Origin of the sequence: Streptomyces humicola, assembly GCF_024436035.1 — a bacterium.
Lineage (GTDB): Bacteria > Actinomycetota > Actinomycetes > Streptomycetales > Streptomycetaceae > Streptantibioticus_B > Streptantibioticus_B humicola.
This window is the reverse complement of sequence record NZ_JANFNG010000001.1, coordinates 576,374-598,246: the sequence shown is the minus strand read 5'-3', so window position 1 is coordinate 598,246 and position 21,873 is coordinate 576,374. Positions and strand designations below refer to the sequence as shown.

19 protein-coding genes are annotated in these 21,873 nt (G+C 70.7%); 6 read left to right on the top strand and 13 right to left on the bottom strand.

The annotated features are described in order from the left end of the window. Positions 1-48: 48 nt before the first annotated feature. Positions 49-1,590 (bottom strand): hypothetical protein, encoded by a 1,542-nt coding sequence (locus tag NGB36_RS02825; protein WP_255918402.1) that lies wholly within the window; start codon positions 1,588-1,590, stop codon positions 49-51. Between the two features lie 81 nt (positions 1,591-1,671). Between NGB36_RS02825 and NGB36_RS02820 the strand changes: the two genes are divergently transcribed. Beyond that, entirely contained in the window at positions 1,672-2,850 is a 1,179-nt protein-coding gene (locus tag NGB36_RS02820; protein WP_255918401.1) for an AZOBR_p60025 family cell surface glycopolymer formation protein, read from the top strand. A gap of 22 nt (positions 2,851-2,872) precedes the next feature. Here the strand turns inward: NGB36_RS02820 and NGB36_RS02815 are convergent, their stop codons facing one another. From NGB36_RS02815 to NGB36_RS02795, 5 genes are all read right to left on the bottom strand, one after another. Next, complete coding sequence (locus NGB36_RS02815; RefSeq protein WP_255918400.1) at positions 2,873-3,700, bottom strand: glycosyltransferase family 2 protein; 828 nt, start codon at positions 3,698-3,700, stop codon at positions 2,873-2,875. Beyond that, positions 3,697-4,632, bottom strand: a complete 936-nt coding sequence (locus NGB36_RS02810) for an NAD-dependent epimerase/dehydratase family protein (protein ID WP_255918399.1) — start codon at positions 4,630-4,632, stop codon at positions 3,697-3,699. Before NGB36_RS02810 ends, NGB36_RS02815 begins: the two co-directional genes overlap by 4 nt. 35 nt (positions 4,633-4,667) lie before the next feature. Then, positions 4,668-5,198: a GtrA family protein gene (locus NGB36_RS02805; protein ID WP_255918398.1), complete on the bottom strand. Its 531-nt coding sequence runs from the start codon at positions 5,196-5,198 to the stop codon at positions 4,668-4,670. 90 nt (positions 5,199-5,288) lie between these two features. Then, positions 5,289-6,065, bottom strand: a complete 777-nt coding sequence (ddaH, locus tag NGB36_RS02800) for a dimethylargininase (RefSeq protein WP_255918397.1) — start codon at positions 6,063-6,065, stop codon at positions 5,289-5,291. 96 nt (positions 6,066-6,161) lie between these two features. Beyond that, on the bottom strand, positions 6,162-6,284 hold the full coding sequence (locus tag NGB36_RS02795) for a hypothetical protein (RefSeq protein ID WP_255918396.1): 123 nt from the start codon (positions 6,282-6,284) through the stop codon (positions 6,162-6,164). Positions 6,285-6,500: 216 nt separating this feature from the next. Between NGB36_RS02795 and NGB36_RS02790 the strand changes: the two genes are divergently transcribed. After that, positions 6,501-8,294: a serine hydrolase gene (locus NGB36_RS02790; RefSeq protein WP_255918395.1), complete on the top strand. Its 1,794-nt coding sequence runs from the start codon at positions 6,501-6,503 to the stop codon at positions 8,292-8,294. A gap of 20 nt (positions 8,295-8,314) precedes the next feature. Further along, positions 8,315-9,448, top strand: a complete 1,134-nt coding sequence (locus NGB36_RS02785; protein WP_255918394.1) for a glycoside hydrolase family 3 N-terminal domain-containing protein — start codon at positions 8,315-8,317, stop codon at positions 9,446-9,448. Here the strand turns inward: NGB36_RS02785 and NGB36_RS02780 are convergent, their stop codons facing one another. The 4 genes from NGB36_RS02780 to NGB36_RS02765 form a co-directional block, all read right to left on the bottom strand. Continuing rightward, complete coding sequence (locus tag NGB36_RS02780; protein ID WP_255918393.1) at positions 9,449-10,273, bottom strand: lysozyme; 825 nt, start codon at positions 10,271-10,273, stop codon at positions 9,449-9,451. A gap of 353 nt (positions 10,274-10,626) precedes the next feature. After that, positions 10,627-10,803: a hypothetical protein gene (locus NGB36_RS02775; protein ID WP_255918392.1), complete on the bottom strand. Its 177-nt coding sequence runs from the start codon at positions 10,801-10,803 to the stop codon at positions 10,627-10,629. After that, complete coding sequence (locus NGB36_RS02770) at positions 10,778-12,352, bottom strand: glycerol-3-phosphate dehydrogenase/oxidase (protein WP_255918391.1); 1,575 nt, start codon at positions 12,350-12,352, stop codon at positions 10,778-10,780. Before NGB36_RS02770 ends, NGB36_RS02775 begins: the two co-directional genes overlap by 26 nt. Next, the gene (locus NGB36_RS02765) at positions 12,349-12,996 is read right to left on the bottom strand and encodes a TetR/AcrR family transcriptional regulator (protein WP_255918390.1); all 648 of its coding nucleotides are present in this window, start codon (positions 12,994-12,996) and stop codon (positions 12,349-12,351) included. The genes NGB36_RS02770 and NGB36_RS02765 overlap by 4 nt, the downstream gene beginning before the upstream one ends. Before the next feature lie 17 nt (positions 12,997-13,013). On the opposite strand from NGB36_RS02765, the gene NGB36_RS02760 reads away from it, so the two are divergent. The 3 genes from NGB36_RS02760 (at position 13,014) to NGB36_RS02750 (ending at position 17,684) form a co-directional block, all read left to right on the top strand. After that, positions 13,014-14,633, top strand: a complete 1,620-nt coding sequence (locus tag NGB36_RS02760; protein WP_255918389.1) for an FAD-binding oxidoreductase — start codon at positions 13,014-13,016, stop codon at positions 14,631-14,633. Then, positions 14,630-15,511 (top strand): diacylglycerol/lipid kinase family protein, encoded by an 882-nt coding sequence (locus tag NGB36_RS02755; RefSeq protein WP_255918388.1) that lies wholly within the window; start codon positions 14,630-14,632, stop codon positions 15,509-15,511. Before NGB36_RS02760 ends, NGB36_RS02755 begins: the two co-directional genes overlap by 4 nt. 520 nt (positions 15,512-16,031) lie before the next feature. After that, positions 16,032-17,684, top strand: coding sequence for an APC family permease (locus NGB36_RS02750; protein WP_255918387.1), 1,653 nt, complete (start codon positions 16,032-16,034; stop codon positions 17,682-17,684). Positions 17,685-17,754: 70 nt separating this feature from the next. On the opposite strand, the gene NGB36_RS02745 is transcribed toward NGB36_RS02750, so the two are convergent. From NGB36_RS02745 to NGB36_RS02735, 3 genes are read right to left on the bottom strand one after another with little or no spacing between them, the layout of a single operon-like run. After that, the gene (locus tag NGB36_RS02745) at positions 17,755-18,846 is read right to left on the bottom strand and encodes an ABC transporter ATP-binding protein (RefSeq protein ID WP_255918386.1); all 1,092 of its coding nucleotides are present in this window, start codon (positions 18,844-18,846) and stop codon (positions 17,755-17,757) included. After that, positions 18,843-20,432 carry an ABC transporter permease gene (locus tag NGB36_RS02740; RefSeq protein ID WP_255918385.1) on the bottom strand — a complete coding sequence of 530 codons (1,590 nt, stop codon included), beginning with the start codon at positions 20,430-20,432 and terminating at the stop codon, positions 18,843-18,845. The genes NGB36_RS02745 and NGB36_RS02740 overlap by 4 nt, the downstream gene beginning before the upstream one ends. Beyond that, complete coding sequence (locus NGB36_RS02735; protein ID WP_255918384.1) at positions 20,432-21,502, bottom strand: extracellular solute-binding protein; 1,071 nt, start codon at positions 21,500-21,502, stop codon at positions 20,432-20,434. Before NGB36_RS02735 ends, NGB36_RS02740 begins: the two co-directional genes overlap by 1 nt. Between the last annotated feature and the right edge of the window lie 371 nt (positions 21,503-21,873).

Sequence of the window (21,873 nt, the reverse complement as noted above, 5' to 3'; positions counted from 1 at the left end):
ACGTCTGATGAGAAACCCGCAACAAAGGCAACCTTCCCCTCTCATCTTTCATTTGACGTTCAACGCCTTGTCCCACACGTACACGGTGTACTGACCGACGTGATACGTCCGCACCGGAGGCCCGAACCTCGCCAGGACGGCGTCGTGGGCGGGCTCCCAGTGGTTGAAGAACCCGGACGCGCTGTCGGTCACCAGGAAGTCGGCGTGGTCCCGCTCCGGGTCGTACCACGAGTCCTTCGACTCCCACGTGTACCGCTCGAGGTTCGGCGCCAGCGCTCTGATCCTCACCTGCCGGCCGCTGTCGACCGTGACGATGCCCGCCTCCCAGTAGCCGCCCAGGCCGTCGGTGAGGTGATGACGGACCAGCCACGCCGCCAGGCGCGCATTCGCCGGCGGTTGCGACGGGTGCAGCTCCTCAATCGCAAGACCCAGCGCGTAGCCGGCGGCGACCACTGCCAGCGCTGCCGTCAGCACTGCCGCGGGCGCGGCTGCCGGCGGCCGCCACCCGGCCAGGGCCCGTGCAGTGAGGACCGCGGCAAACGGCAGCACCACCGCGAGTTCCCGCGAGTTCAGCAACGTCACCAGCGTGCTCGGCAGGTACAACGCCACGTTCAGCACCACCGCGACCCACAGCACCTGGTCGATGAGGCCGGCCCCGGTGAAGAAGCGCCGCAGCACCAGCGCCATCGCCCACAACGCAAGCGCCACCCCGGCCAAGTGCACCACCGCGAACAGCAGGTTCGCGCCCCGTGCGCCCACGAAGTCGGCGCCGAAGAGCGCAAGCAGCCCTTCCGCGGTCAGTTGCAGATGTCTGCCCAGCGGGGCCCAGCCCGCAAGTGCATAGGGGACGCCGTGCAGCTGGTACCCGCCCATCGCGCGCAGCGTCCGGTCAATCGCCCACGACACGACGACCGCGGCCAGGCCCGCCCCGGCGAGGGACAGTTCGTACCACCGCGTCGCCAGTGCACGACGTACGGCCGCCGCACCCCCGCTTCTGGCATGCCATCCCGCCCGTGCGGCCCGCACACCGCACACGGCCCCCAGGGGCGCCACGCCCACGACGAGCACCAGCGAGTCCGCGATGAGAGTCCAGGCGAGCATCGCCGAGACGGCCAGAGGTACGTACCATCGCGGCCGCGCCCGGTCGATCAGCAGCCAGGTGAGCATGACGGGCACAGCGGTGCCGATGTGCCCTACGGACAGCACCAGGGCGAAGATACCGGTCCCCAGTTGCGGTGCCAGCATGATCCCGGCAACGAGCAGCACCCCTGCGAGGGCTTCCGCCCCGCTCGTCCGCCCCTTGGCCAGCAGCATCGCGACCACCACGACCAGGGTGTACGTCATAGCCGCCGCCACGTGCGCCGTCCCCGGACTGAGCCCCAGCACGGCTTCGAGCAGCGCGTACTGGGGAAGCTCCGTCGTGTAGAACGACACGTCCGACATCGACCAGCCGTGGAGCAGCACGTTCCCGTGCAGCATGTCCCACGCCATCAGCTCGATGTTGGCCGAGTCCGAGTTCAGTGGATACGTCCACGACAGTCGCAAGTAGGCGAAGAACAGCACGACCGCCACCGCAGGAACGACCGCCACCGCAGGAACGACCGGCAGACCCGGAACGTTAGGCTCACCGTGCGCTGGGGACCATTGCGAGATGCGACGAAGGAGGAGCGAGTGCGACCGTTCCTGTCGCGGATCGACCGGCCCGCCGTCCCCGGACTGCTCGCCTTCCTCGGCTGGCTCGGCTACGTGGCAGCGCGCCTGCAGTTCTGGGCCCGGGGCGATATCCGCCGATTCGTCATGGCCGGGCAGCTCTACACGCACCCCGCGCAGCTTCCGCATGGCTTCCCTCTCACGCAGGCCGCGGGCTACGACGGCCAGTTCTTCTACCGGCTTGCTCTCGATCCGCTGGACCTGCACCAGACGGCGTTCGGCATCACCATGGACCAGCCGTACCGGTTCACCCGCATCGGCTATCCGGCCCTGACCTGGGTGGTCTCGCTCGGTCAGCACGTGGCCGTGCCGTACGCGCTCGTCGGCGTCAACCTCGCGGCCGTGGCCGCCATCGCCGCGCTCGGCGGCGTGTTCGCCCGCAGGTCGGGCCGCCACGCACTGTGGGGGCTGCTGTTCGCCGCGTACTTCGGGCTGGCCGTCAGCGTCGGCAGGGACACTGCCGAACCCGTCGCCGACGCCTGCCTGCTCGGCGGGATGCTCGCCTACCGGGACCGCCGCCCGTTCCTCGCCACGGCGCTCCTCTGCTGTGCCGCGCTCACCAGGGAGACCGCCCTGGCCGTTCCCGCGGCCATCGCCGTCGTGCGGCTGATCGGAATGGTCCGTCGTCGCATCAGGCCGGGACGGCAGGATCTCGTCTGGATCGCTCCGGCGGCCGCGTTCGTCGCATGGCAGCTCGTGATCAGCCAACGCACCGGCGCGCTGCCGCTGTTCTCGGACGGCAGCAGGAACACGGGCCTTCCCTTCGGCGCGCTCGTCCACACCATCGGCTACGACGTCGGCCATCTCACCTTCGGCCATCTCGGCCTCGCCGACATCTCGCTTCTCGAGGCCGCCACCATCGGTGTTTTCGTCATCGCCGCCCTGCTGTCGCTGCGCGCGACGACCGTGCCGGTCCATGAACGCCTGGCCTTCGTGCTCTACGCGATCGAGGCGGGCATCGCGTCCAACGAGATCTGGTCCACGTCCTTCGGCGAGCTGCGGCCGTTCCTCGACGTGTACCTGCTCTCGCTCATCGTCCTGCTGGGCACACCACGACTGCGGCGGCGGCTGGGCGCGCTGGCGGCCTGCGCCCTGCCGGCCCTCGCCGTCGTCGTCCGCCGCAGAATCCTCTACATGTGACAGCGGCGGGGTGACGGCGGGGTCACGTCGCACGCAGTCGGCGCTCCCGCCACCAGGTGCGCAGCACCACCCTGCAATAGCGGGCGCCGTACACCACGTTGTTGCCCTTCTTGCTCTTCCCGGCGGCACGCACGCGCATCAGCATGGGGAGCTCGGCGACCCGGAAACCACGGGCCAAGGTGCTGATCAGCAGCTCGGAGGACTGGTACTGCGGCTGCTCCAGGGTGACGGCGGCGGTGACCTGCGCGCGCATCGCGCGCAACCCGAACGATGTGTCGGTGACCCTGTGTCCGGTGAGCAGGCTGACCAGGCCTGCGAAGACGTGGACGCCGGCGCGGCGCATGACGTCGTTCGTCTCCTGGCGGCCGAGTGTCCGCGACCCGGTGACGAAGTCGGCGCGACCGTCGACGAGCGGCTTCAGCAGCCGGTCGAGCTCTTCTATGTCGTACTGGCCGTCGGCGTCCGTCGTGACGATGTACCGGGCACCGCCCGCGCGCGCCAGCTCATAACCGAGGCGCAGTGCGGCGCCCTGGCCACGGTTGACCGCTGCGTCGCACACGTACGCCCTGCCGTCTTCGCGTGCCGCGTCGGCGGTGCCGTCGCGGGCGCCGTCGACGACCACGAGGGCGCTGACGGGCATGCCGAGGGCCGATGCGGGGATCCGCCGCAGCACCGGGCCGATCGTGTGCTCCTCGTTGAAGGCGGCCATCACCACCGTGACCGGGGCGAACGTCACGTCGTCGCCGTACTCGCGCCGGAAGTCCTCCGCCGCGGCCGTATCGGTCTCGTCCGGGTAGGGCGTGAGCAGCGGGGTGCGCCGCCGGGTGCGCGGGCTCAGCGCGATGGTCACTGCTCGCCTCCGGCGGTTCCGGCTTCCGCGGCGCTTCCCGCGAACTCCTTCCACACCCCGGCCAGGCCCTCCTCCAGCCCCAGCCGCGGCCGGTATCCGAGGGAGAGCGCCCGCGAGATGTCGACGACGACGGCCGGCATCTCCCCCTGCTTCGCCGGGACGTGGTCGACGGGGATCAGCCGCCCGGTGGCCCTGCGGGCGGCTTCGACGAGTTCGTTGACGGTCACCGAGCGGCCGGAGCCGACGATGACACTCCCGGTGAACCGGCTTGCCCACGCGGTCAGGAACCCTCTGGCGACGTCCTCGACATGGACCAGGTCGCGGCGCTGCGATCCGTCGCCGTAGACGCTCACCCCTTCGCCGTCGCGGGCGGCCCTCATCAGACGCGGCACGAAGCTGTCCTTGTGTGCCATGCCGGGGCCGTAGATGTTGGTGAGGCGCACCGCGCAGGTAGTCATGGAGTACGAACCCGCGTACCCGGCGAGCAGCATCTCGCAGGCGGCCTTAGTCGCTCCGTACGGTGTGAGCGGCCGCAAGGGTATGTCCTCGTGTATGCGCGTCTCGCCGACATCGCCCACGACAGCATTGGTCGAGGCGAGCAGGAACCGGCTGACACCGGCACGCCGCGCGAGGTCGAGGAGCCCGGCCGTGATCGTGACGTTCGCGGCGTGGACCCCGGCCGGGTCGGCGACGGACTCCAGCACCGAGGTGCGGGCCGCGAGGTGGATGATGCCCGTCACCTCGGGTGTCACAGCGGCGGCCTGGATGCGTGGGTCGTGCAGATCACCGACGACGCTGTCGACCGCGGGATGGGCGGACGGTGGCGTCAGGTCGGCGACACGGACCCGTGCTCCGGCCTCCGTCAGGGCTCTGACGATGGTCCGCCCGACGAATCCGCACCCCCCGGTGACCAGAACGTACTCACCCTGCACCGTGGTCGACCTCTTTCACCTCAAGGGAACGCGCCTCAAAGCTTCACCCTAGGTCGACGACGATGAACAGCCGGCAAAAGCCGCCTTGATGGTTGATGAGAAGATTCTTTGAAGACCAGGCCGTCGAAGAGCAGGAATTTAAGCGCGAACATGGCGCCGTAGGCGGCGAGATAGGCGAGATCGACAAGCAGGGTGCGGGTGGTGTGCGAGGCGACATGGCCTCGCACCCAGGCATCGGCGAGCGTGGTGGCACCGATCGCCAGCAGGTTGGTGACGAGGATGACCACGAGGTACGGCACGATGGCCGTTCGCTTACCGGCGCTCCCGCGGTCGCCCCACGCCCAGGCGGTGCTGAGCAGGTAGTTGGGGACGGCCCCGGCGAAGAACGCCACCACGCTGGCGACCGCGGCGGGCGCGTTCAGCAACCCGAAGGTCACGGTGAACGCGATCTGGCTCAGCACGGTGGCGACGACCGAGCCGGCGGCGAACCGCAGCCACACCCGCCCGCGACCGGGCGATATCGCGCGGTCGCGGGGCGGAGCGGGATCGCCCGTCACGGTCTGCATGGGTGGGAGCGTACGCGCGGTTACTGTGAGGCCACGGCCACCGATCGCCTGTGATCGGCGTAATCGAACCGATCGGTGGGATCCACCCGATCAGCCGGCGAGTTCCCGCAACCGCACCGACAGGCAGGTGACGCACCCTTCCAGCTTCTCGAACTCGCTGATGTCGACGAGGACCGGCTCATAGCCGAGTCCGGACAGCAGCTGCGCGCTCCGGGGTGCGCTCGCCGCCATCAGCAGCCGGTCACCGCCGAGCAGCACGACATGCGCGCCCGGCTCCTCCGGGACGGCGCGGAAGGACGGGAAGAGCGCCGGGTCGTCGACGAGCGGCGGATGGCCGATCACGGTGGAGTCGGGGAGGGCGGTGACCGCCGACTTCAGGTGCAGCACCTTGCTGACCGGCACCGCGACCACCCGCGCGCCGAGCGGCTCGAACACGGCGCGCAACTGCCGTACGCCGTCGGCGTTGGTCCGCCCGCCACGCCCGACGTAGATGGTGTCGCCGATCTTGAGCACGTCGCCGCCGTCCAGGGTGCCCGGCTCCCGGATCCGGTTGACCGAGCACCCGAGCGCGGTCACCGCCTCTTCGGTGCCTGGCGTCTCCGCCCTGCGCGTTTCGGCTCCGGGCCGGCAGATCAGCGCCACATTGCGGTGGACGACCACGGTGTCCTCGACGAACACGCTGTCCGGGCAGTAGTCGGCCGGGGCGACCTCGATGGTCTGCCAGCCATGCGCTCGCAGCGCCTCGACATATCCCTCCCACTGCCGCTCGGCGAGCCGCGCGTCGACCGGTTCGCGTTCGATGTGCGTGACCAGCCCTTCCGCAAGGCGCGGACCGGGGCGCCGGACGAGCGCCTTGCGACTGGTCATGGTCAACCTCCTGGCAGCGGTTCCGCGGTGCGAGCGGCTCCTGTGCTCCGTATGGATGCTCCCGATGATCCCATGATCGGACGATCGATGAATTGATCAGCCACGCACGAGCGGGATCACCGGGAGCGCCGAATACGCGGTCGCCCTTCCCTTGCTCGCCCGCACCACGGCGACGACGGAGATAGCCCACTGCGCCGGCATCTCGCTGGAAGCGTGCATGGCGTGTATCACCTCTCGATCACGAACCTGTGTCCATTGGGAGGTGATTCATGCGCCGATGGCCAGGACGTCCGTCGGTCATCGCCGGGGGCGAAGGTCCCGTTCGCGTCCGCGCGCGGAGCGTTGACCCCGGCCCCGGGGCCGCGTACGGTGCCAACGCTTGTGCGTGCGTGAGGAGAAGACGTCAGGCTCGACTTCGCGAAGGGGAAGCCGCACATGATCACTCGTCGCGCCGCCCTCACCGTCTTCACGGGGGCCGCAGTCGCCGTCACCGCAGGGCGGACAGCCGGGGCCGCAACTCCAGCCGCTTCAGTCGCCCCAATCGCGCTGTCCGGTCCCCCCGTCGGCCGTTTCGACCAGCCGCAGCACGGCTTTGCGCCGCCGGGGACGCTGCTGCGGTACGGCAGCCCCGAGCAGGCGGGGCTCGACCCCGCCCCGATCGCCGCCGCACTGGCCGCGGAGGACGCCTGGACGCGTCCGGATCCGGCCACAGGACACCCCATGTTCTCCGGGCAGGTGACGCTCCTGGCGCACGACGGGATCGTGGTGGCCGACCATGCGAGCGGCTACGCGTTGCGCTACGCCGACCAGCAGGGCGATCTGCTGCCGCCCGATCAATGGATCGAAATGCGCACGGACACGATCTTCGATCTCGCTTCGCTCTCCAAACTGTTCACTTCGATCGTTGCCGTTCAGCAGATCCAGGCGGGCCGACTCGGCCTGTACGCCACAGTGGCCGGCTACCTGCCGGAGTTCGCCGTCAACGGCAAGGGATCGATCACCATCGAGCAACTGCTCACCCACACCTCCGGACTGCCGCCGGACCCGAGCCCGCCGTTGTGGCAGTACCCGGACATGCCCTCGCGCATCAAGGCGATCCTCGACACCACACCCCAGTACCCGGCCGGGTCGACGTATCTCTACTCCGACCTGAACATGCTGTCGCTACAGCAGGTCCTGGAACACATCACCGGCAAGCCGCTCGACGTGCTGGTACGCGGGGGGATCACCGCGCCGCTCGGAATGCGCGACACCATGTACAACCCGCCCGCCTCCCTCAAGCCCCGTATCGCAGCAGAGGAGTACGAGGTGGGGCCGGGCGAACCGCAGCGCGGTCTCGTCTGGGGTCAGGTGCACGACGAGAACGCCTGGGCGATGGGCGGCGTCGCCGGGCACGCCGGGGTCTTCTCCACCGTCGCCGACATGGCGGTGCTGGCCCAGACGGTCCTGGGCGGCGGGGCCTACCGCGGGCACCGCATCCTCACCGAGCAGTCCGTACGGCAGATGCTCACCGACTACAACTCCCGTTTCCCGGGCGACGCCCACGGACTCGGCTTCGAACTCGACCAGCGCTGGTACATGGGGCGTCTGGACAGCCCCGCGACCGCAGGACACACCGGATTCACCGGCACCACCATGGTCGTCGACCCCGAATCCCGCTCCATCGCCCTGCAGTTCAGCAACCGCTGCCATCCGACGCGCAATTGGGGCTCGACCAACCCGGCCCGCCGCGCCGCGGCCGGCGGCCTGGCAAACGCCATGGCGGTCCGCGCACCGGGCGGTGTCCCCTCCTGGTACTCCGGCATCGGCGACGCGATGACGGCCACGCTCACCACCGCGCTCACCCCCAGGGGCGGGCCGGTCGAGGTGCGGTACGACACCTTCGTCGACACCGAGGCCGGCTCCGACTTCAGCTACCTGGAGTCGAGCGAGGACGACGGCACGAGCTGGCAGGCGGTGCCGGTCACGGCCACCGGCCCGGGTGCGCCGCAGGGCTCGGTGACAACGCTGTCCGGCGGGATGCGTTCATGGTGGCGGGTCTCGGCGCAGCCGACCGTCAACGGCGGCCGGCTGCTGCTGCGATGGCGCTACACGACCGACCCCGAGTACACCGGACGCGGAGTCAACGTCGCCAACGTGCGCGTGTACGACTCCCGCGGTCTGCTGCTCGACGGAAACCGGAGCCCGGAAGCCTTCACCCCGCAGAACTGGACCCTGACCCTGCGCTGAGCCAGTCGGGAGAAGAACACATGGACAGACCGAACGGACAGGTCGATCCGCTGGTCCGGCGCCGCACCCTGATCGCGGGGGCAGGTCTGGCAGCCGCAAGCCTCGCCGTGGGTACGCCGACCCGCGCTGATGACCGCTCACATCCGGTCCTGGCGCCGCGTCAGTATGCGGGACAACGGGTGATCTACTCCTACCCCGGCCTCACACCGCCGCAGAGCCTGCTGGAGAGGATCAGCGGCGGCGAGGTGGCCGGTGTCATCTTCTTCGGCGAGAACATCAGCAGCGAGGCCCAGATCGCCTCCGTCATCGACGAGTTGAACAAGGCGAACGCCGACAGCCCGGTGCAGGCGCCGCTGCTGCTGATGACCGACCAGGAGGGCGGCCTGGTGCGCCGGCTCCCCGGCGAGCCGGTGCTGTCGGAGAAGCAGATCGGCGAGTCCTCCGACCCGGTGGCCGCGGCCTCGCAGGCAGGCACCGGTGCCGGCGAGAACCTCGCCGGCGTCGGCATGAACGTGAATCTGGCGCCCGTGCTCGACGTCTACCAGCAGCCGGGGAACTTCATCGACCAGTACCAGCGGTCGTACGGCATGGATCCGGACGACGTCGCCGCGCTCGGCAGGGCGTTCATCACCGCCCAGCAGCAGACCGGGGTGGCGGCGACCGCCAAGCACTTCCCCGGCCTCGGCGCCGCCACCACCGACCAGAACACGGACGAGGGTCCGGTGACGCTCACGCAGCCCCTGTCGGAGCTGCGTGGCGTGGACGAACTGCCGTACAAGACGGCGGTACCGGCGGGCGTCCAGCTGGTGATGGTCTCGTGGGCGGTCTACCCGGCGCTGGACGGGGAACGTCCCGCCGGTCTTTCACCGGTGGTCGTCCAGCGCGAACTGCGCGGCCGCCTGGGGTTCGCCGGTGTCACCATCACCGACGCGCTCGAAGCGGGGGCGATCGGCTCCTCGTACACCACCGCACAGCGCGCGGTCCTCGCGGCCGGTGCCGGGATGGATCTGATCCTGTGCTCGGCGCGCGATGTGAGCCAGGGCGAGGAGGCGGTGTCGGGCCTCACCAGCGCGCTGGAGGACGGCACGCTCGGCCCGGCCGCCTTCGGCGCCGCGGTGCAGCGCGTGACGGCGCTGCGCGCATGGGTCGGCTGATCACCCGTCGGCGAGGGCCTGCAGCTGTGAGTAGTCCCCGTTGAAGTAGTCCTGGTCGCCGGGGAAGGTGCCGGAGTCGGCGTACTGCCAGAACGTCTGGTAGCCCCACCCGGCGGGCAGGGTGCCGGGCGTGGAGGTGTACGACGCGATCCACAGGGGGTTGTCCGCTCCGAAGGCGCTGCTGTTGCCGGTGCAGGTGGTCCACCAGTCGGTGGTCGAGTAGATCACGGGGTAACGTCCGGTCCTGGCGTGCACTTCGTTGCTGAAGTCGGAGATCCAGCCGACCATGCCGCTCTGGCTGAGCCCGTAGCACTCGGCGCCGTAGGGGTTGTACTCGATGTCGAGCGCGGGTGGCAGCGTCTTGCCGTCCGCGGACCAGCCGCCGCCGTTGTCGACGAAGTAGTCGGCCTGCGCGGTGCCGCTGGAAGTGTCGGGGGTGGCGAAGTGGTACGCGCCGCGGATCATGCCGACGTCGTACGAGCCGTCGTACTGCTGGGCGAAGTACGGGTTGGTGTAGGTGGTGGACTCGGTGGCCTTGATGTAGGCGAACCGGGCGCCGTTGTTCCAGGCGGTCGTCCAGTCGACGTCGCCCTGGTAGGCGCTGACGTCCATTCCGGGCGTCTGTGTGACGAACGGGACGACGGGGTGGTTCCTGGGGTTGCCGCGCTCGTGGGACGGGATCGTCGAGCCTGCCCAGTCGAGTTGGGGGTGCGTGACGCGGTTCCGGGGTGTGGCGGCGCCGGCCGCGGGCGCGCCGAGCAGCACGGCGAGGGCGGCGACCAGCGCTGCGAGGACGGCGGTTGGTCCGGTTCTGTGTCGGGGCATGGGACACCTCCGAAGGCCTGTGGGGGATACCGTGGTATGGCCATGACAGCCACGTATCCGACTGTCGCGCGGGGATCGGCCGTGCGGAACCCTCGCGACAAACCATCATTGGCCGGGCCAATGGTGGTAACGCGACGCGGCGAATTCGGCATCGCCATGACCCGCGCGGGGAGGTATGGCCAGGCGCTCGCACGCTCGTCATCGTCGCCGACCCCGGCTACCAAGCGATACGGATCTACCGTGCGCTCGGCTTCGCCGACGCCGAGCAGCAGGTACAGCTGCACAGCGCTCCACCGGCCGTTCCGGCACCGTGAGGAGCGGAGTGGGGTGGACCTGCCGGCCTGAAAGCGCCGTTACTCCGCCGCGGGGGGCGTGGGCTGCCGGTCCGAGCGGCGCGTGTTGCGGGCCATGAGGAGTGCGGCGACGCCGCCGCACGCGCCGCCGGAGGCCGTGACGAGACCGGAGACGGCGGTGATCACCTGCGCGGTGTCCTCGGCTTCGATCTTACCGAGTTGGCGGTACCGGCCCAACAGCCGCCTCCCGCGCCACTCGGGCGGCCGGCAGCGCCGCGGCGCGGTCGGCAGGGATCAGGCCGATGCGGGTGCGGCGGTCGAGGAGGTCGTCTTCGTCGAGGGCGCCCTCGTGGCGTACGGCCCAGACGAGTTCGGCCATGGTGACCGGGTATCCGGGCAGCACCGGCTCGGCGAGGCCGGGGGCGACGTCGGTGAGGGCCCGGACGGCCAGGGCCTCGGTGCCGTAGCGGTGGACGAGGTGGCGCGGGGCATCGAGGTGCGCCAGACGGCTCGGCGGGGCGGCGCCGACGAGCGGGAGCCGGGTCGTGCGGCACGGGCCGGCGGGCGTCAGGCCGCGGGCGGTGACGGCGGCGTCCACCGCGTCCTGCGCCATCCGGCGGTACGTGGTGAGTTTGCCGCCGACGACGGTGGTCACACCGTCGGACGATGTCAGCACCGCGTGGCGGCGGGAGATGTCCGAGGTCCGGTCGGCCTCCCCCGTGTCGAGGAGCGGGCGCAGGCCGGCGAAGGCGCCCACCACGTCGTCGCGGTGGAGCGGTACGCGGAAGGCCGAGCCGAGGATGTCGAGAAGGAAGCCGATGTCGGCCTCCGGGACCTGAGGTTCGTCCGGGATCGGCCCGTCGACCGGCTCGTCGGTGAGGCCCACGTACACCCTGCCGTCGCCCTGCGGCAGCACCAGCACGAAGCGGCTGGTCTCGCCCGGGATCGGGACGTGGACTCCGGCGGCCAGGCCGCTGAGGCTCTCCGACCGCAGCACCAGGTGGGTTCCGCGGGACGGGCGCAGCCGTACGTCGTCGACGAGCCCGCCCGCCCAGACTCCCGTGGCGTTGATCACGGCCCGGGCCCTCAGCTCGAAGCTCTCACCGGTCAGTTCGTCGCGGACGAGACCGCCCGAGCCGTCGATCGACAGTGCCCGGACCCGGGTGAGGATGCGGGCGCCGTGGGCAGCGGCGGTTCTGGCGATGGCGGTCACCAGCCGGGCGTCGTCGGTGAGTTGGCCGTCCCAGGAGAGCAGGCCGCCGCGCAGCCCGTACGGGCGCAGGGCCGGGGCGAGCCGGAGCGTCTCGACGGCGGAGAGGCGGCGGGGCTTCGGAAGGGTGCTGCGCGCGGTACGGGCCGCGGAGCGCAGCAGGTCGCCGGCCTCCAGCCCGGCCCAGGCCAGGGCGGCCTGGTGACGTGCGGTCAGCGGGGTGAGCGGCATGACGAACGGTTGGGCGTGGACCAAGTGCGGTGCGGTGCGTTCCATCAGCACGCCGCGCTCGACGGCGCTCTCGTAGGCGACGTCCACGTGGCCGGATGCTAGGTAGCGCAGGCCTCCGTGGATCAGCTTCGAGCTCCAGCGCGAGGTGCCGAAGGCGATGTCGTGGGCGTCGACCGCGGCGACCGTCAGGCCTCGGGACGCGGCGTCGAGGGCGACTCCCGCGCCCGTGGCGCCCAGGCCGACCACCAGGACGTCGACGTCGGCGCCGACTGCCAGTTCCGCGAGGTCGCGGGCGCGGCGCTCCGCCGTCAGTGAGCTGCTGCCCGTCGGGCTGTTACCGGTCATGGGGCCAGGGTCCTCTCCAGCAGGTGCCGCAGTTCGTCGTCGAAGGCCTCGGTGGTGAGGGCGGGGTCCGCATCGGGGGCGTCGTCGGTCATCGTCCGCAGGGAGAGCACGAACGACTGGACGACGAGCAGCAGGGTGCGGGCCTGCCGGACGGCGTGGTCGCGGCGGACGGAACCGTCGGCGTGGCCCCTGCGCAGGGCGTCGATGATCAGTTCGAGCAGGGCGTTCTGGCTGGCCCCGCGGCGGTCGAGCACGTACGGGAGCAGCAGTTCGGGGTCGACGTCCACGATCTTGCGGAAGAGCGGGTGGTCGCGCAGCGTGCGCACGCCCTCCACCAGGCCGTCGACGAGCAGCTCCCGCGCCGGGCGCGCACCGGTGCCGTCGGAGCCGCCGTCGGGCCAGGCCTCGGGCATCACACCGACACCGACGGCGACCCACTCACGGGTCATCAGATCGCCGACGAGGGTGCGCAGATCGGGCCAGCGCCGGTAGAGCGTCATCCGGGAGACCCCGGCGCGGCGCGCGACGTCGGTGAGGGTCGTCCGGCGGACGCCCACGGCCAGCACGCAGTCCCGCACCGCGTCGAGCACGGCGTCGTTGTCGGACGTCGTAGCGCCCCGACTGTTGTGACGATTGGACGTCATGTGTCACAGTGTAGTGCATGGACATGTTGTGGAGCGGCTGGGGCGACCCGGCCAAGGCGGCGCCGTTGCCGGAGCCGGTGGTGGGCCTGCTGCGCGACCTGCTCGGGGTGAAGCCGTGCGCCGCCGCGCCCGTCGGCCTCGACTCGGTCGCCGTCGCCCCGTCACGGCTCGACGCCGCAGCCCATGACGAGCTCGCCGTGGCCGTCGGCGGCGCACAGTACGTACGGAGCGACGCCGAGAGCCGCATCCGCCACACGCGTGGCAAGTCGACGCCCGACCTGCTGCGGATCCGCGGCGGCGAGGTGGGGGATGCGCCGGACGCCGTCGTCCTGCCGGGGAGCCACGACGAGGTGCTCGCCGTGCTGCGCGTCTGCACCGGGAACGGGATCGCGGTCGTGCCGTTCGGCGGCGGCACCTCGGTGGTCGGCGGGCTGGCGCCGCGCCCGCACGGCCCGTTCGTCGCGCTGGATCTGCGCCGCCTCGACCGTCTCGTGGAGCTGGACGACGTCTCGCGCACCGCAACGCTCCAGCCCGGACTTCGGGGTCCGCGGGCCGAGCAGCTGCTGAACGAACGAGGCTTCACCCTCGGCCACTTCCCGCAGTCGTTCGAGTGGGCCACCATCGGCGGATTCGCCGCCGCCCGCTCCAGCGGCCAGGCATCCTCCGGCTACGGCAGGTTCGACGAGATGGTGGTGGGGCTGACGGTCGCCACGCCGAAGGGCACGCTGCAGCTGGGCCGCGCGCCCCGCTCGGCCGCCGGGCCCGACCTGCGTCAGCTCGTCCTCGGCTCCGAAGGGGCCTTCGGCGTGATCACCTCGGTGACGGTACGGGTGCGCCCGGCGCCTGGGACGAGGCTCTACGAGGGCTGGCGGTTCCCGTCGTTCGACGCGGGTGCGACGGCGCTGCGCACACTCACCCAGGACGGGCCGACGCCCACCGTGCTGCGGCTGTCCGACGAGACCGAGACCATGGTGGGCCTGGCGAAGCCCCAGGCCATCGGCGACGGGGGCGGGGCGGGCGACGGCCTGGGGGCGGCCGGATGCCTGGCCGTCGCCGGGTACGAGGGCGAGGCGGCGGAGACGGCACAGCGCCAGGCCCGCGTCCACGAAGTGCTTCGTGCCTGCGGTGGCGAGTACCTGGGTGAGGAGCCGGGCAGCAGTTGGGCGCACGGCCGCTATTCCGCCCCCTATCTGCGCGACGCGCTGCTCGACGCCGGGGCCTTCGCCGAGACGCTGGAGACGGCCACCTTCTGGTCCGGGCTCCCCGAGCTGTACGAGGCGGTGCGGCAGGCGGTCACCACCACGCTCACCGAAGCGGGGACGCCGCCCCTGGTGATGTGTCACATCTCGCACGTCTACCCGGCTGGTGCCTCCCTCTACTTCACGGTGGTGTCGGCGCAGGGCGACGACCCGGTGGCCCACTGGGCACCCGCGAAGCAGGCGGCGTGCGAGGCGATCCTCCAGCACGGCGGCACGATCAGCCACCACCACGGCGTCGGCACCGACCATCTGCCCTGGTACACCCGGGAGATCGGCCCGATCGGCGCGGAGGTGCTGCGTGCGGTGAAGGCGACGCTCGATCCGGCGGGGATTCTCAACCCCGGGATTCTCGTGCCTCGTTCGGAGGATGACCGATGAGACAGTTCACCGCCGTCGTCAACCCCACCGCAGGCGGCTCGGCCGGGGTGGCTGCGTTGATCCCGCTCGCCCGGACGCTGCGGGCGGCCGGGGCCGAGGTCGAGGTGGAGTACAGCCGCGACCTGGACCACGCCCGCGAGCTGGCCCGGCGCTCCGGGGAGCGCGGGCGCGTCGTGCTCGGGGTCGGCGGCGACGGCATGGCCGGCTGTGTGGGCGGTGCGCTCGCCGGTACGCAGGCGCTTCTCGGGCTCGTACCGGCGGGCCGGGGCAACGACTTCGCCAGAGCGCTCGGGCTGCCGTCCGATCCCGACCGTCTCGCCGACATCCTGCTGCACGGTGAGCCGAAGGCCGTCGACGCCATCGCGGTGGAATCGGCCATCCATCACGGGACGGCGGTCCTGGGCAGTGTGTACGCGGGGGTCGACGCCGTCGCCAATCGCCACGCCAACCGCTCCCGGGCGCTGCCCGGCGCGGCCGCCTACTACGTGGGAGGGCTGCGGGCGGTGCTCTCCTGGCGCCCCGCCTCCTACCGGATCACCGTGGACGGCACACCGTACGAACGGCGCGGCTACACCACGGTGGTGGCCAACTCGGCGTTCTACGGCTTCGGCCGCCTCATCGCACCCGACGCCCGGCTGGACGACGGGCTCCTCGACGTGGTCGTCATCAACCACGCCCCCAAACGCCTGTTCTTCACCGTGATGAACGAGCTCAAGACCGGCAGCCACATCAGGCGCCCGCAGGTGGAGATCCTGCGCGGCAAGGAGGTCAGGATCGAGGCGGACCGCGACCTGCCCTACGGCGCCGACGGCGAGGTCGACGCCACCTTGCCGGTGACCGCCCGCGTGTTGCCGGGCGCGCTCACCGTCCTGTACTGAATGCTGTTCTCCATAATCTGCTGAGTGTCCCTGCGCCCATCGGCTCGTTGAGACGCATATGACTGCGACACCGCAGACTCAGGTGCTCTGGCGTCCGGCGCCCGCGGGACATCCTCCGCCCGCGCCGCCGACGCCGGAGACACCGATCTACGCGACTCTGCTCCGCCATTGGCGGGACGAGGGCCGGTGTCTGCCCGGCGAGTGGGACGACGAGTGGGCACAGTTGGCCTCGCGCCCGCCCTGGCCGGCCGACTGGGGCGACCGGCAGAAGGTGCCGGCGCCTCGCCGCTCCACCAGTGATCGTCCGTAGGTCAACGCCCTTCAGGGCGGTGGCGGCCCCATAACACTCCTGCAAAGGTGCGCGCGCAGCTACTTCCCGGCCATTAGCGGAATCTTTACGATGCCCTTGCCCGGAGCCCATTACCCCATGTCGCGATCTTCATCGCCTCATGTCGCGATCTTCCGGGCGCAGCTCGTGCAGCTCCCCCCACCTCGTCCTCGCCGGAACAAGAGGTGCACCATGGACGCGTCGCAGACCGCAGCAGTCGCTCCTGTAACGCCCAAGAACCCCGGTCTCAAACGGGACATCGGCCTGATCGGCCTCATATGGACCTCAGAAGGGTCCATCATCGGATCGGGCTGGCTGTTCGGGGCGCTGTTCGCGGCCCAGGCCGCCGGAACAGCCGCTCTGATCTCCTGGGTGATCGGGGCGGCCGCCATCATCATTCTCGCCTTCGTCCACGCCGAACTGGGGGCGATGTACCCGGTGGCGGGCGGCACCGCCCGCTTCCCGCACTACGCCTTCGGCAGCGCCGCGGGCGCCTCGTTCGGCTGGTTCTCCTGGCTGCAGGCGGTCACCGTCGCCCCGATCGAGGTCATGGCGTCCGTCGACTACCTCAGCGTCCACGCGAGCTGGGTCGAGTCGAGCAAGGACCACCTCACGGCGCGCGGCTACGCCCTCGCCGTGGTGTTCATGGCGGTTTTCGTCATCGTCAACTGGTACGGCATCAAGTTCCTGGCGCACACCAACAGCGCGGCGACGTGGTGGAAGGTGGCCGTCCCGGTCTTCACCGTCCTCGTCCTCGCCTTCACCCACTTCCACGGCAGCAACTTCGGGGTCGGCGGCTTTGCGCCGTTCGGTACCAAGGGAGTCCTGTCGGCGGTGAGCACCAGCGGCATCATCTTCGCGCTGCTCGGCTTCGAACAGGCGGACCAGCTCGCGGGCGAGAGCCGCAATCCGGCGAGGGACATTCCGCGTGCCGTCATCGGCTCCATCCTCCTCGGTGCGGTGATCTACGTCGCGCTGCAGGTGGTGTTCATCGCGGCGCTGCCGCACAGTGCCTTCGCGCACGGCTGGGCCAACCTCGCCTTCACCGCCAAGGCAGGGCCGTTCGCCGGCCTCGCCACCACCGTCGGCCTCGGCTGGCTGGCCACACTCCTCTACATCGACGCGGTCATCTCCCCCAGCGGAACCGGCTTGATCTACGCGACCGCCACCTCCCGCGTCTCCTACGGCCTGTCCCGCAACGGGTACGTCCCGGCAATCTTCGAGCGCACCAGCAAGCGCGGTGTGCCGTGGTTCGGGCTGCTCTTCGCCTTCGTGATGGGTCTTGTGGTCTTCCTGCCGTTTCCGACCTGGCAGAAACTGGTCGGCTTCGTGACCTCCGCGAGCGTGCTGATGTACGCGGGTGCACCGCTCGCCATCGGCTGCCTGCGCAAGCAGGACCCGGACCGGCCACGCCCGTACCGGCTGCCGGGTAGCTGGTTCTGGGCTCCGGTAGCGTTCGTCGTCGCCAACCTGATCATCTACTGGTCCGGCTGGGACACGCTGTGGCGGCTCGGCCTCGCCATCGTGCTCGGCTATCTGCTGCTCGGCGGCTCGGCGCTGTTCAAGCTCAACCCGAAGGTGCCGCACATGGACTGGAAGTCCGCGCAGTGGCTGCCGGTTTACCTCCTCGGCATGGGCGTCATCTCCTGGCAGGGCGGCTTCTGCAGCTCCGGCCCGGCCTCGTCGGTGTCCTGCGGTGCCACCGACCGGATTCCGCTGTGGTGGGACATCGTGATCATCGCGGTGTTCAGCCTGGTCATCTACTACTGGGCGCAGGCAGTCCGGCTGCCGGACGAGGAGACCCAGGAATACATCGGCTCGGTGGAGGTCGTCGCCACCGACTGAACGGACGAGCAGTGCGCACCGGCCACCCCGCCACGGGATGGCCGGTGTTCTTCTGCGGGTCCGCTGCGGACTACGACGCCGGTGCGGGCCAGGCCGTCACCGGGCCGCGGACGGTGAGGCGGACGGTCGTCCCGCTCGCCAGCCGCACCCCCTCGGGCAGCCGGGCGCGCAGCAGTTCGGGGAGGTGGTCGCCGGTGGTCTGCGGGCGGACGGTGAGCATCGTGTCGTGGCCGAAGTACTCGCAGGCCTCGACGCGCGCTTCGAGCACCCCGTCCCCCGGCCCGCGCTCGCCCGCCAGGGCCAGCTGCTCGGGACGGATCAGGACCGTGCCGCTGCCCGCCACGCCGGCGGATTCGCGCAGCGTCAGCCGCCCCAGCGGTCCGGCGTCGGCGGTGCCGTCGCCGGTGAGGGTGGCGGTGAGGAGGTTGGCGTCGCCGACGAAGGCGGCGAGCGTCGGGTCGTTCGGGGTGTCGTAAAGCTCCTGTGCGGTGCCGTGCTGGGCGATGAGCCCGTCGCGCAGCACCGCGATCCGGTCGGCAGTGGACAGCGCCTCGTCCTGGTCGTGGGTGACGAGGATCGCGGTGGTCCCGGTGGTACGCAGGATGGCGAGGATGTCGGAGCGGACGCTGGCGCGCAGCGCGGTGTCGAGGGCGGAGAACGGTTCGTCGAGCAGGACGACCGACGGGTTGTGCGCGAGCGCCCTCGCGAGGGCGACGCGTTGCTGCTGTCCCCCGGAGAGCTGGTGCGGGTGGCGTTCGGCGAGGCTGGTCAGGCCGGTCAGCTCCAGCAGCTGGTCGACGCGGCCGTCGCGGCGCGCGGCGCGGCTCAGCGCGAAGCCGATGTTGGCGCGCACGCTCAGGTGCGGGAAGAGTGCGCCGTCCTGGGGCACGTAGCCGATGCGGCGCTTCTCCGGGGCGAGGGTGCGTTTGCCGTTGTCGGCGACGACGTGCCCGAGCTCCACCGTGCCCACGTCGGCGCGCTCGAACCCGGCGATCACGCGCAGCAGGGTGGTCTTGCCGCTGCCGGACGGGCCGAGGAGCGCGGTGATGGTTCCCTTCTCGACAGTCAGGTCCACGCCGTGCAGCACGGGGGTACGGCCGTACGCCTTGCGGACGCCCGTGATCCGGACCGCGACCACGGGACTGGCCGGTGTCTCGCTCATACCGCACTCCTGTTGTCGGAACTCCGCCTGTCGAACCATGTCCCCAGCAGATAGCCGGGAATCACGGCGAGCGCGACCATGGCCGCCGCGTACGGCGCCGCGGCAGCATACGACTCGTCGTTCTGGAACGCCCAGAACTGGGTGGCCAGCGTCCGTACACCGGCCGGCAACAGCACCAGCGTCGCGGTGAGTTCGGTGACGACGGAGAGGAACACCACGCAGAAGCCCGCAGCGATGCCGGGTGCGAGGAGCGGCAGGGTGACCCGCAGCAGCACCGCGGCCGGTCGTCTGCCGAGCGAGCGGCCCAGCTGTTCGAGACGGGCCGGTGCCTGCGCCGCGGAGGCCCGCACGCTGACCAGGGCCAGGGGGAAGAAGAGCACGGCGTACGCCGCGATCATCAGCACCGGGCTCTGGTAGAGCCCGAAGGCGAACCGTTCGGCGAAGAAGACCAGCGACATCGCGATCACCATCCCGGGAAGCCCCTGAACGATCAGGGTGCCCCGCTCCAGCAGGACGGCGACCGGGCTGCGGTGCCGCTCGACGAGAAGCGCGACGGGGACGGCGAGCACGGTGGCCGCGGCGGCGGCGAGCAGCGCGTACAGCAAGGTGGTGACGGTGGCGGACGGCACGGAGGCGATCGCGGGCAGTGTGGTGGTGTCGGGCTGTCCGAGCCAGTAGCCGAGGGTGGCCACCGGCACGCCGAGCGACAGCACCGCGAGGGCCGCGGCGCCGAGCGTGACCCACACGGCGTGCAGGCCCAGCCGGTGCCGGACGGGCGGGCGCCGGGTGCCGGAGGCGCGCGCGACGCGGGCGCGGCCGTTGGCGTAGTGCTGCCCGGCGAGCACGGCGAGTGCCAGCAGGACGAGGACGATCGACAGGGCACAGGCCGTCGAGGCGGAGAAGCCGACCTCGAACTGCGTGAAGATCTCCGTGGTGAAGGTCTGGAACCGCATGATCTCGAATGCGCCGTACTCGGCGAGCAGCGCAAGGCACACCATCAGGCAGCCGCCGAGCAGTGCGGGACGGACCTGACGGAGCGTCACCCTACGGAAGACGGCCCACGGCCCGAGTCCCAGCGAACGGGCGGCCTCTTCGAGCCCGGGGTCGGTGTTGCGCAGCGCCGCGGCCACCGGCAGGTAGACCAGCGGGTTGAGGCTGAGCGTCATCACCAGCACCGCACCGGTGAGGCCGTGCAGCGAGGGTGCGATCGAGGACCAGGTGTAGCCGACGATGAAGTCGGGGATGGCGAGCGGCACGACGATGAGCGTCGACCACATCCGGCGCAGCGGCAGATCGGTGCGTTCGGTGGTGTACGCGGCCGCGGTCCCGAGGACCGCGCACAACGCCGTGACGCACAGGGCGAGTTCCACGGTGTCGGTGAGAAGCCGCGCGGTCAGGGAACGGAAGAGCACGCGGCTGACCTGCGGCCACCCTGTGTGCGCCGCCTCGATACCGAGGAAGACCACGGGCAGCAGGACCGCCGCCGCCACGGCGCATGCGAGCGCGAGCAGCACAGCCGGCGGCCGCCGCGGACGTATCCGCGACGGCTGCGACGCTCCTGCGACCGGTGCGACGGCGGCGTCCATCACAGCAGCTGTGCCTTCTGCAGCAGGGAGACGGCGGTGGAGCCGTCACCAAGGTCGGCGACGGTGATGGAGTTGGGGTGCAGCGTGTCGAGCGGCGGGAGCTCGGAGTTGGCCGCGACGCCGGGACGGATGGGGTACTCGAAGCTGTCGGAGGTGGCGATGATCTTCTGTGCGGTGTCGGAGGTGAGGAACTCCTGGAACTTCTCGGCTGCTGCCTTGTGTGTCGAGGACTTCAGCACGGCCGCGCCGGAGACGTCGAGCACATAGCCCGGGTCGCCCGCGGCGAAGTAGGCCACCTTGGAGTGGGTCTTGCCGATGCCGCCGTCCTGCACGGCCTGCCGGTACCAGTAGTAGTTGTCGACCAGGCCGATCGCGGCCTGCCCCCTGTCGACGTCGGAGGTGACCGTCTCGTTGTCGGGCACCATGTGACTGGCGGCGTTGGCCTTGAGCGCCGCGAGCCACTGGTCGGCCCTGGCCGTTCCGTAGGCCTTGGCGACCGAGGTGACCACCGGCTGGAGGTCGGTCTCGCCGCCGGCAAGAGCGATCCTGCCCTTCCACTTGGGGTCGGCGAGCTGCAGGACGGTGGTCGGCGTCTGGCCGGCCGGGACCTGGCCGGTGTTCACCACCATCACCGACACCCGGGCCGAGACGCCCACCCAGTCGCGCCCGCCGGAGCCGCCTGCCGGCGAGTCGTACTTGGCGGGGACGGCTGCGAGCGCGGCGCCGGAGGCGGGCGCGAGCAGGCCGCTCGCCTGAAGCGACTCGAGGGCCGGGGAGTTCTCGGTGTAGAAGACGTCGGCCGGGGACTTCGCGCCCTCCTGCCGAATCTGCTGGGCGAGGGCGTCCTCGTCGTCGCTGCGGATGTTCACCTTGATCGACGGGTTCTGCTTCTCGAAGGCGGCGACCAGATCCTGCGTGGTCTGCTCGTGCTGCCCGTTGTAGAGGGTGATCGTGGTGGTTTTGCCGTCGGCGGAGGAACCGCCCGTGGAGCCGCCGAGGGCGCTGCAGCCTGTGGCACCGACAGCGATGGCACAGACGGGCACGACGACGGCGAGGAGCGGGCGGCGCATGAAGACCCCTTCGTTCAACTTCGTTCAACGGCCGACCTCGACGCGGGCCAGCGACTTAGGTCAGCCTAACTTAACCGAGGCATACCTTATCTCTCCGCCCCTGAACGGCCGCAAGAGGGGGTCGGTTCAATCGCCCCAGCCGCCCGAAATTCCTTAAATCACCTAAATCGTTTCATAACTCTCATCGATGTGGGCATGGCCGACAAGCGCCGCCACGGCGCCGATCGCGATTCATGTGATAGGTGTGTAAGCATATTTCAGGTATCTTGTGCGCTCTCTGCCTGGTGCTTCCCCTTCCCACCCCTTCCCGGCGCCACGCGCCGCATCGAGAGGACCCTGCCCTGCCCACGGTCGACCGCGCGCCGCGCAGG

Excerpts from the sequence above, each read along its gene's own strand:
- NGB36_RS02805 (WP_255918398.1), bottom strand. The coding sequence starts at position 5,198 with ATGCAGACCGTGACGGGCGATCCCGCTCCGCCCCGCGACCGCGCGATA.
- ddaH (WP_255918397.1), bottom strand. The coding sequence starts at position 6,065 with ATGACCAGTCGCAAGGCGCTCGTCCGGCGCCCCGGTCCGCGCCTTGCG.
- NGB36_RS02795 (WP_255918396.1), bottom strand. The coding sequence starts at position 6,284 with ATGCACGCTTCCAGCGAGATGCCGGCGCAGTGGGCTATCTCCGTCGTC.
- NGB36_RS02790 (WP_255918395.1), top strand. The coding sequence starts at position 6,501 with ATGATCACTCGTCGCGCCGCCCTCACCGTCTTCACGGGGGCCGCAGTC.
- NGB36_RS02785 (WP_255918394.1), top strand. The coding sequence starts at position 8,315 with ATGGACAGACCGAACGGACAGGTCGATCCGCTGGTCCGGCGCCGCACC.
- NGB36_RS02780 (WP_255918393.1), bottom strand. The coding sequence starts at position 10,273 with ATGCCCCGACACAGAACCGGACCAACCGCCGTCCTCGCAGCGCTGGTC.
- NGB36_RS02770 (WP_255918391.1), bottom strand. The coding sequence starts at position 12,352 with ATGACCGGTAACAGCCCGACGGGCAGCAGCTCACTGACGGCGGAGCGC.
- NGB36_RS02765 (WP_255918390.1), bottom strand. The coding sequence starts at position 12,996 with ATGACGTCCAATCGTCACAACAGTCGGGGCGCTACGACGTCCGACAAC.
- NGB36_RS02760 (WP_255918389.1), top strand. The coding sequence starts at position 13,014 with ATGGACATGTTGTGGAGCGGCTGGGGCGACCCGGCCAAGGCGGCGCCG.
- NGB36_RS02755 (WP_255918388.1), top strand. The coding sequence starts at position 14,630 with ATGAGACAGTTCACCGCCGTCGTCAACCCCACCGCAGGCGGCTCGGCC.
- NGB36_RS02750 (WP_255918387.1), top strand. The coding sequence starts at position 16,032 with ATGGACGCGTCGCAGACCGCAGCAGTCGCTCCTGTAACGCCCAAGAAC.
- NGB36_RS02745 (WP_255918386.1), bottom strand. The coding sequence starts at position 18,846 with ATGAGCGAGACACCGGCCAGTCCCGTGGTCGCGGTCCGGATCACGGGC.
- NGB36_RS02740 (WP_255918385.1), bottom strand. The coding sequence starts at position 20,432 with ATGGACGCCGCCGTCGCACCGGTCGCAGGAGCGTCGCAGCCGTCGCGG.
- NGB36_RS02735 (WP_255918384.1), bottom strand. The coding sequence starts at position 21,502 with ATGCGCCGCCCGCTCCTCGCCGTCGTCGTGCCCGTCTGTGCCATCGCT.